This is a genomic window from Brevibacterium sp. UBA7493 (assembly GCF_002479565.1).
Classification (GTDB): domain Bacteria; phylum Actinomycetota; class Actinomycetes; order Actinomycetales; family Brevibacteriaceae; genus Brevibacterium; species Brevibacterium luteolum.
In genome coordinates, this window is the sequence record NZ_DLOD01000004.1 from 79,493 (window position 1) to 88,225 (window position 8,733).

Genomic DNA, 8,733 nt, shown 5'->3' on the forward strand with positions numbered 1-8,733 from the left:
ATACTCGTGAATGCGCTCCGCAGGTGGCGGTACAGCAACTGGTTCATCCCTGTTGCTGCCGGCCTGCTCATCCTCACCTCATTCGGCGTCGAGCGGCTCTTCGCCGGCGCCTGGAACTTGGAACTCACTTCGCAGTGGTGGATCGATCCGGGCGAACACGCCCACGGCTCCGGCCACGCCTTCACCCTGGCCAACGCCTTCATGCTCGCCGCGGCCGTGGTGGCCGGATACGGTATCGTCATCAAGGCTGCACGCGCCCTGATGGTGAGATTCATCAGCATCGACCTGCTCGTCTCCATCGCAGCGATCGGTGCCGTGCTCATCGGCAACTTCTGGGAAGCTGCAGCCGTCACCTCCCTCTTCGCCATCGGCCACGCGCTCGAAGCCGGCACCATGAACAAGACCCGCTCGGCCCTGGCCGAGCTCGTCGCCGTCGCCCCGGACTCTGCCGTCGTCATGCGCGACGGCGAGCAGGTCGAAGTCGCTGCCCACGACGTCCGCATGGGCGACGTCGTCCTCGTCAAGAACGGCGCCAAAGTTCCCGTCGACGGGCAGGTCATCGCCGGCACCGGCTCCGTCGACGAGGCCTCGATCACCGGCGAATCCATTCCGGTTGAGAAGACCACCGCAGACCATGTGTTCGCCGGCTCGATCTCACGCAGCGGGTTCCTCCAGGTGATGGCGACCGGCATCGGAGCCGACACCACGCTCGCGCGCATCATCCACCGCGTTGAAGAGGCTCAGGACGCCAAGGCCAAGACGCAGGCGTTCATCGACCGCTTCTCCAAGTGGTACACGCCAGCGGTCATGGTCCTCGCGTTCGCCGCAGGCCTCATCTCCGGCGATGTCGTTCTCGGACTGACCCTGCTCGTCATCGGCTGCCCCGGTGCACTCGTCATCTCCATCCCGGTGGCGATCGTCTCCGGCATCGGCCGTTCAGCCCGCAACGGAATCCTCATCAAGGGCGGCGAATACCTCGAGACCTCAGCTAAGATCTCGGCCGTCGCTGTCGACAAGACCGGCACCCTAACCGAAGGCCGGCCGGAGCTCACCGATGTCGTCGTCCTCGGTCCGGCTGCAGACCGGCGCGGCGTGCTGCGCTGGGCGGCCGCTGTCGAGGCGGGTTCCGAACACCCGCTGGCCCGGCCGATCATCGACGGAGCACGCGCCGCAGGCGTCGCCCCAGACGGCGTACCCGGTTCGGTCACTCCCGTCATCGGCAGAGGCATCGAAGGCGACGTCGACGGGCATCACGTGCTGGTCGGCAACGCCCAGCTGCTGGAGAAGTACGGCATCACCGACGACGCGGGCTCAGCCACGGCAGCCGGAGAGCTGGCAGAGGCAGGCAAGACGCCGATGATCGTCGCAGTCGATGGCCAGGTGATCGGCGTCATCGCGGTCGCCGACACGATCCGTGAAGACGCCCCGGAGATGGTGCAGCGGCTGCACGCCAACGGTGTGCAGAAGGTCGTGATGCTCACCGGCGACACCCAGTCCGTGGCCGAGGCGATCGGCCAGCAGGTCGGTATCGACGCGATCCACGCGTCGCTGCTGCCCGAGGACAAGCTTGACGCTGTGGCAGGTCTTCAACGCGAAGGCCACACGGTCGCGATGGTCGGCGACGGAGTCAATGACGCGCCGGCGTTGGCGACCGCCGACATCGGAGTGGCGATGGGTGCGGCAGGATCCGCCGTGGCCGTCGAGACCGCCGACATCGCACTCATAGGCGACAACCTCCTGAAACTGCCCGAGGCGATCGGGCTGGCCAAACGCACTGCGAGGGTCATGCGGCAGAACATCGCGATTGCACTCATCACCGTGATCCTGCTGCTCGCCGGTGTCTTCGCAGGCGGGGTCACCATGGCAGTCGGCATGCTCGTGCACGAGGGCTCGGTGCTCATCGTGATCCTCAACGCGATGCGCCTGCTGCGCAATACCCACAACGGCACAGCAACACCGGCCCAGCGACCAGATCAGGCGGGCCTGACAGGCCACGGCTCGACTGCCTCGGGCGCGGGTGCCGAGCCAGCCCAGACCCGTACCTCCGGGCACTCAGCATGAGGGCACGGAGGGGCGCATCTGGCAACCGGGCACAGAGGGGATCGTTCGGTGCGCGGACGCAGGCCAATGCAGCCGAGGCGTACGGAACCCAGGTCGTCGATGTCGCCGGCATCCTCGGGACGGCGATCTCCCCGGCCGATCCCGACCGCGCGATCATCGAACCGTGGGCGTCTGGTGTCGGCGGACGGATTCTCGACGTCGGTTCCGGCACTGGCCGTTGGACCGCCCACCTCGACGCACTCGGGCACACGGTCGAAGGGCTCGAACCAGCCGAGCGGCTCGTCAACCTCGCCCGCGCTCACTTCCCCGTGGTGACGTTCCATCACGGGGCCATCGCAGACCTGGTTGAGGCTGACCGTCGGTGGGACGGGATTCTCAGCTGGTACTCTCTCATCCATATGGGACGCGGAGAACTTCCAGAGGCCCTGGCGATCCTGCGCACCGCGCTGCGCGATGGAGGATCACTGCTCCTGTCGTTTTTCTCCGGGCCGCGCCTGGAGGCGTTCAGCCACCCGATCGCCACTGCGTACCGGTGGCCGATGGCGGACATGGAGCAGGCGCTGGCTGACGCTGGCTTCGCTGACGCCGCACAGCAGACGGGCCCGTTCTCGGCTCATGCGGTCATGAGCGCCCGCGCGATCGAACGCTAGCCGTAAACACCCCGGTGACGCGGAGCCGGGAGGGGACCACACTGGACAAAGAGGAGAGGGCCTTCGATTGAGTCATTCGACCCGGGTGCGTTCAGCACCCTCAGAAGATCTCTGCGTCACGCGTGTGCCGCTCTTCTATGGCCTGACGCGCGCCCAGCAGGTGGAGGTCGCCGGGTTCGCCCGCCCGGTGACCCTGAATTCTGCTGAACAGGTCTACACTGCCGGGGCCGATGTCTCGCAGCTGATAGTCGTGCACACCGGACAGGTCAAGATCTCCCGTTCCAACGCCGATGGAAGCGAACAGGTCATCCGCATCCTCGGCCCCGGGGACTTCATCGGCGAATCCGCCTTCCTCACCGGTGCCCGGCCCGACCACCAGGCCGAGGCTCTCGTCGACACCGAGCTGTGCGTCTTCCGTCATGCCGACCTTTCCCGCCTCTTGGCTAAGCACCCGAATATCGCTATGCGCATGCTCGAAGAGGTCAGCAACCGCCTTGAAGCCACCGAAAAGCGGCTTGCCTCTGTCATCTCGGGCAGCGTCAGCTCCCGCTTCGCCGACTACCTGCTGTCGCTGCCGGCGCGGCCGAGGCCGGACGGTGCCATCGAAGTGTCCCTGCAGCTGTCGAAGAAGGACATCGCCTCGCTCATGTCGACGACCCCCGAATCGCTCAGCCGCCAGCTGCGCCGGCTCACCGATGCCGGCGTCATCGCGCAGCGCAGCCGCGGACGCATCGTCATTATGGATGTCGCCGCGCTCAGCTCGCTCTCGATGCACAGCTGAGCAAGGCTTCATTCCGCGGCAGGTGATGGTCGGCTTGATCAACGCGCTGGCGATTCTCATCTTCCTCTCGCAACTGCCCGAGCTCGTCGCAGTGACGTGGCTCGTCCATCCGCTGTGTCTGCTCGCCCCATCATCGTGTTCGTCCTGCCCAGTCTGACGCCCGCGGCGCTCACGGTGCTGGCCGCGATTGTGGTGCTCACGCTGCTGGCCGCGATTGTGGTGCTCACGCTGAGTCTGGAGACCGCGCAGGTCATCGCCCCGTGTTCTCTAGCGCGGGCCGTTGTCGAGTGCTCGAGACCCGCATGATCGCCAAGTGCGTCGACGATCACACCGAGACCCGGTCGAGCAAGACCCGCGAATCCTGAAGACAGCGGCCCCGAAAGCGGGGTGTCCGATGAGGTTGTGCGATCAGGTCGCACCCCGATCGGCGATCCGGTCTTCGTCGACCGCATCAACGGGGCGCCGGTACTCCACCGGCGGCGCCGGGGCGCCTCTGGACAGTCGGTGGACAGCTTGGGCCGCTGGTGGACCGCTGGGGTGCTGGGCCGCGAGCCCGAATCGCTAGGCAGGGCGATCTTCGCCGAGGAGCTCGGAGATGAGGGACTCGACGCGGCGGCGGATCTCGTCGCGGATCGGGCGCACCGCAGCGATGTCGCGGCCGGCAGGGTCGTCCAGCTGCCAATCCTCATAGCGCTTGCCGGGGAAGATCGGGCACGCATCTCCGCAGCCCATCGTGACGACGACATCGGCGGCGTGCACCGCATCGGTGGTGAGGACGCGCGGGGAGGCGGATGAGATGTCGATCCCCTCTTCGCGCATCGCAGCGACCGCGACCGGATTGAGCTCAGACGCCGGTTGGGAGCCGGCGGACAGGACGGTGATCCGGCCCCCGGACAGCGCGGCGAGGTAGGCGGCGGCCATCTGCGAGCGGCCGGCATTGTGGACGCAGACGAAGAGCACGCTCGGGGTGGCGGGACTGGGAAGCGCGGTCATGCTGATCTCCTCAGGAGCGGCGGCCCGGCAGCGACGGATCGTGTGGGAAGATCCGGCGGCCGGCCCACAGGGCGACGTAGACGAGTGCGACGAGCACCGGCACCTCGATGAGCGGGCCGACGACGCCGGCCAGCGCCTGTCCGGAGGTGATGCCGAAGGTGCCGATGGCCACGGCGATCGCGAGCTCGAAGTTGTTGCCGGCAGCGGTGAAGGCGACCGTTGTCGACTGTGCGTAATTCAGCCCCGCCGAACGCGAGGCGAACAGACCGATGCCGAACATGACGACGAAGTACGCCAGCAGCGGCACTGCGATCCGCAGGACGTCGAGCGGCTGGGCGATGATCGCCTCGCCCTGGAGGGCGAAGAGCAGCACGATGGTGAACAGCAGGCCGTACAGCGCCCACGGGCCGATGCGCGGCAGGAATCTCTGCTCGTACCACTCGCGGCCCTTCGCCCGCTCACCGACGACCCGTGAGAGGAACCCCGCGATCAGCGGGATGCCGAGGAACACGAGGACTGAGGTGACGATGGTCATGAGGGAGAAGTCGGCAGCTGTCGTCGGCAGGCCGAACCAACCGGGCAGCACCTGCAGGTAGAACCAGCCGAGCGCACCGAAGGCGAGCACCTGGAAGACGGAGTTGATGGCGACGAGGACGGCAGCGGCCTCACGATCGCCGCAGGCGAGGTCGTTCCAGATGAAGACCATCGCGATGCAGCGGGCGAGACCGACGATGATGAGGCCGGTGCGGTACTCCGGCAGATCGGGCAATAGCAGCCAGGCCAGTGCGAACATGAGCGCTGGGCCGACGAGCCAGTTGAGGATGAGCGACAGCAGCAGGAGCCGCCGATTGGCGGTGACGCGGCGGGTCTCGTCATACCGGACCTTCGCGAGCACCGGGTACATCATGACGAGCAGGCCGATGGCGATCGGCACCGAAACCTGCCCGATCGTCACCGCGTCGAGCGCCTCGTTGAGCCCAGGGACCAGAGCGCCGAGCAGCAGGCCTGCCCCCATCGCGAGCAGGATCCATGCTGGCAGCCAGCGGTCGAGGAAAGACATTTCCTCTAACACCGCGCCCGAGGTGGTGGCTGGGGCCGGTGCCGAGGTGGGGGTGTGGGGCGTTGTTTCGGGCACGTTCCTCCTCGCAGGCGACGTCATGTCTCAAGGGGAGAGTACGACCTCATATCGATGAATGTCAATGTATGATGGCGTCATGGATGACCGTCGGAATGCCGGCCCTGCCCGTCAGGCCGCAGCCGAGTGCTGCCCGCTCGCCCTCGGCCCGCTGGCTGATGCGGACGCTGACCGGATGGCGCACCGGCTCAAGGCGCTGGCAGATCCGACGCGGCTCCGGATCGTGTCTCTCATCGCCGCGCGCGGCTGCGAATCCGTGTGCGCCTGCGAACTGCTCGGCGCCCTCGACGTGACCCAGCCGACGGTCAGCCACCATCTGAAGAAGCTCGTTGAGGCTGGGCTGCTGCAGCGTGAGCAGCGCGGCAAATGGGCTCACTACACCGTCGAGCGCAGTGCCTTCGCCGAACTCCAGGCCTTCCTCGCACTCGGGTGAGCATCGACGGCAGGCAGCCCACGCCTCGGGAGCGGCCGAGACAGCATGCACGCCCGCGCCCAGGGGCTTCCCAGGAATGCCCCGCGGGGACTCTCAGGCGCGTCGCGTCGAGGCGCGGCTTCACGGCCACTGCGGCGGCCGCGGCGGCTCGCCGTTCTCACCGAGCAGCGGATCGCCGGCCGGCAGTGCCCGCCAGATGCCGAATGCCAGCAGAATGCCGAGGCAGTCGGCGATCCAGTCGCCGAACTCGCCGGACCGGCCGGGCACCGCGAACGCCTGGATGAATTCGCTGATGGCTGCGTAGGCCGACATCGCCAGCATCGTCGCCAGCGGCCGGAACCCGAGCAGCAGCAGGGGAGTCGTGAGTGCGGTGAAGCCCACGGCGTGCATGAGCTTGTCGAACCCGGCGAACGGCGAGGCCACACCGGAGCTGGGGGAGTAGAGGAGGAAGAGGTGCACAAAGAACACGGCCGCGAAAGTGGACCAAGTCCACTTCCGCGCCCGTGTCGAGAGGATCAGGTGCGCGACAAATCGCATCTGACCGAGAAGAGATGCTCTTACTTCTTGAACGCGTCCTTGACCTTCTCTCCGGCCTGCTTGAGGTTCGCGCCGGACTGCTGAGACTTGCCTTCGGTTTCCATGCTCTTGTCGTCGGTGGCCCTGCCGATGCCGGACTTGGCCTTGCCGAGCATTTCGTCAGCCTTGTTTCCGAACTTGTCATCTGCACTCATAGGAACCTCCTCGGGTTGGGTATCGCCTCGGGTGGAGGCGACGCACTTCCATCTTAGTGACAAGCATCCTTCCTGGAAAGAGTGTTCTGCGGCGTTGTCGCAGATCAGTGGCGCGAGCGCGGGCCCTGCCGCAGGCTGTTCCCGAGGTGGTGCTTCGGGTGGGGTGCGCACCGTGTGTGTGCTGTGGTCGCCGTGCCCGAGGTGGGGTTGCGTTTGCAGGGTGGGTTGCGCACCGTGCGTGTGCTGTGGTTGCCGTGCCCGAGGTGGGGTTGCGTTTGCGGGGTGGGTTGTCCGTGGCTGCTGGCAGACTGGGGTCATAGCCCGAAGCAGGCACATGTTTATGTGAGTTGCATGTGAAGACAGTCGAAACTATTGTCACATCATATCGAACACACGTAGACTTGAATCCAGAACGATCGCGGTAGATCACAAGGAGGTGACCGCGATGCTCGTCGAAGACCAGGTCATCACACCCCGCCGCAACGACACGGTGGCCGATACGTCGGATTTCGCTGACTGTCTCTACCGGCTGGAATCTGCCAACCGGGACATCGATGAGCGCCGTATGACTGGGCTGGGGTTCCTCTTCGATGCCTTCCTTGCCCGTACGAGCGCTGATTCGCCTGAGGATGTCTGCCTGCAGGTGGAAGCGGTGCGTGAGCTGGCTGCCGATCCGCGTGCGCTGGGACGGCCGGACCGTGACGGCACGGACTTTAAGAACGAAGCCGAACAGCGCCAGAACGCCTACACCTGGCTGGTTGAGCGGACAACGTCGACGTCGCTGATGCACATGGCCGACGCGCTTGACACTACGGTCAAGCAGGTCCGCTCCCGTGTACAGGTCGCTGCAGCAGGACTCGTTGGCCTGCCGGCCTTCACGTCTCAAGCCCGGGCCGGGGTCATCGGCTACGACCGCTACCTCCACGGCGCTAGTCGCGCCACGACCCTCGAACCTGAACACCTCGCAGACTTCGACGCGGGGCTCACCCGGATCCGGGTGTCAGACATGACGGCGTTCAAACGCGCAGTCAACCAACTGATCGCCGCACTCGTCACGCGCGAAGAACGCGCCAAGCAGGTTCGGGAACGCCGCACCGTGGAAACGTATTACGAGCCGCACGGGCTGGGGATCCTCATCGCTCGCGGACCATCTCATCAGATCGCTCTCTTAGAAGCACGGCTGGCCGGCATGGCACGCTCGGTGATCAAAGGCCTCGGGCAGCCGCTCGGAGTACCTGAGAATCATGAGATCGTCGACCAGCGGGGCATGGGTGAGCTGATGTTCGACTTCCTCACCGGCAGCCAGCCTGCAGGGACACTGACCACCCAATCCACCAGCAGCGACAGCCACACCACCCCAGGGCGGGTCGGTGACTGCATTGTCGAAGCCGCCAATCCAGCCGGAATCGATGTCGATGCCACCGCTGAGAAGATCGCCGCAACACTTGCCGAAACAGGTGTGCAGTGCCCCGTCGATGGCCAGTGGCTCAAACGCCAAGCCCGCATCACCATCACCGTCCCAGCACTCACACTCCTCGCTGAGAACACCGGCGAAGACGATGACGCTCGTGTGCCGGGGATGGTCAACGGCCACCCCATCGCACCTGAGACCGCCCGGCAGCTCACCGGCACTGGCCATTCGACGCTCTACCGGATCCTGACCGACCCGACCGACGGCACCGTGCTCGACCACGCAGCCGAAACCTACACGATTCCGGAGAAGATGCGGATCGCACTCGTGGAGAAATGGCAGTTCTGCACACTGCCCGGATGCGACAGATCAGCAGTCAAAGCAGAACTGGACCATATTGAACCGTTCAACCACGAAAACCCCGGACGAGGCGGACCCACCAGTATGGGGAATCTTCACCCGCTGTGCCGGCAGCACCACCAGATGAAAACCGACAACAGACTCAGAATCAGACGAGACCCCGACACCGGGATGCTGA

The 8,733-nt window shown here is 65.9% G+C and carries 10 protein-coding genes; 6 read left to right on the forward strand and 4 right to left on the reverse strand.

Going from position 1 to position 8,733, the window contains the following annotated elements; translation table 11 throughout:
* Nucleotides 1-6 precede the first annotated feature (6 nt).
* From B4E96_RS04210 to B4E96_RS04225, 4 genes are all read left to right on the forward strand, one after another.
* Nucleotides 7-2,061, forward strand: a complete 2,055-nt coding sequence (locus tag B4E96_RS04210; RefSeq protein ID WP_286956515.1) for a heavy metal translocating P-type ATPase — start codon at nucleotides 7-9, stop codon at nucleotides 2,059-2,061.
* Nucleotides 2,058-2,711, forward strand: coding sequence for a class I SAM-dependent DNA methyltransferase (locus B4E96_RS04215; protein ID WP_286956516.1), 654 nt, complete (start codon nucleotides 2,058-2,060; stop codon nucleotides 2,709-2,711). Before B4E96_RS04210 ends, B4E96_RS04215 begins: the two co-directional genes overlap by 4 nt.
* 124 nt (nucleotides 2,712-2,835) lie before the next feature.
* A complete protein-coding gene (locus B4E96_RS04220; protein ID WP_259876982.1) occupies nucleotides 2,836-3,492 on the forward strand; it encodes a Crp/Fnr family transcriptional regulator in 657 nt (218 codons plus the stop codon).
* 135 nt (nucleotides 3,493-3,627) lie between these two features.
* The gene (locus tag B4E96_RS04225; RefSeq protein ID WP_286956517.1) at nucleotides 3,628-3,798 is read left to right on the forward strand and encodes a hypothetical protein; all 171 of its coding nucleotides are present in this window, start codon (nucleotides 3,628-3,630) and stop codon (nucleotides 3,796-3,798) included.
* A 255-nt stretch (nucleotides 3,799-4,053) separates the two neighbouring features.
* Here the strand turns inward: B4E96_RS04225 and B4E96_RS04230 are convergent, their stop codons facing one another.
* Together B4E96_RS04230 and arsB are read right to left on the reverse strand one after the other, a co-directional pair.
* Entirely contained in the window at nucleotides 4,054-4,485 is a 432-nt protein-coding gene (locus tag B4E96_RS04230; protein WP_286956518.1) for an arsenate reductase ArsC, read from the reverse strand.
* A 10-nt stretch (nucleotides 4,486-4,495) separates the two neighbouring features.
* Nucleotides 4,496-5,545 (reverse strand): ACR3 family arsenite efflux transporter, encoded by a 1,050-nt coding sequence (gene arsB, locus B4E96_RS04235; RefSeq protein ID WP_286956527.1) that lies wholly within the window; start codon nucleotides 5,543-5,545, stop codon nucleotides 4,496-4,498.
* 154 nt (nucleotides 5,546-5,699) lie between these two features.
* Here arsB and B4E96_RS04240 point away from each other — a divergent pair, with 154 nt between their 5' ends.
* On the forward strand, nucleotides 5,700-6,053 hold the full coding sequence (locus B4E96_RS04240) for an ArsR/SmtB family transcription factor (RefSeq protein ID WP_286956520.1): 354 nt from the start codon (nucleotides 5,700-5,702) through the stop codon (nucleotides 6,051-6,053).
* Nucleotides 6,054-6,173: 120 nt separating this feature from the next.
* Here B4E96_RS04240 and B4E96_RS04245 read toward each other — a convergent pair whose 3' ends face one another.
* Both B4E96_RS04245 and B4E96_RS04250 read right to left on the reverse strand, forming a co-directional pair.
* Nucleotides 6,174-6,521, reverse strand: a complete 348-nt coding sequence (locus tag B4E96_RS04245) for a VanZ family protein (protein WP_286956521.1) — start codon at nucleotides 6,519-6,521, stop codon at nucleotides 6,174-6,176.
* An 89-nt stretch (nucleotides 6,522-6,610) separates the two neighbouring features.
* Nucleotides 6,611-6,784, reverse strand: a complete 174-nt coding sequence (locus B4E96_RS04250) for a CsbD family protein (RefSeq protein ID WP_286956523.1) — start codon at nucleotides 6,782-6,784, stop codon at nucleotides 6,611-6,613.
* Between the two features lie 445 nt (nucleotides 6,785-7,229).
* Between B4E96_RS04250 and B4E96_RS04255 the strand changes: the two genes are divergently transcribed.
* On the forward strand, nucleotides 7,230-8,733 hold a 1,504-nt coding region (locus tag B4E96_RS04255; protein ID WP_286956524.1), incomplete at its 3' end, for an HNH endonuclease signature motif containing protein.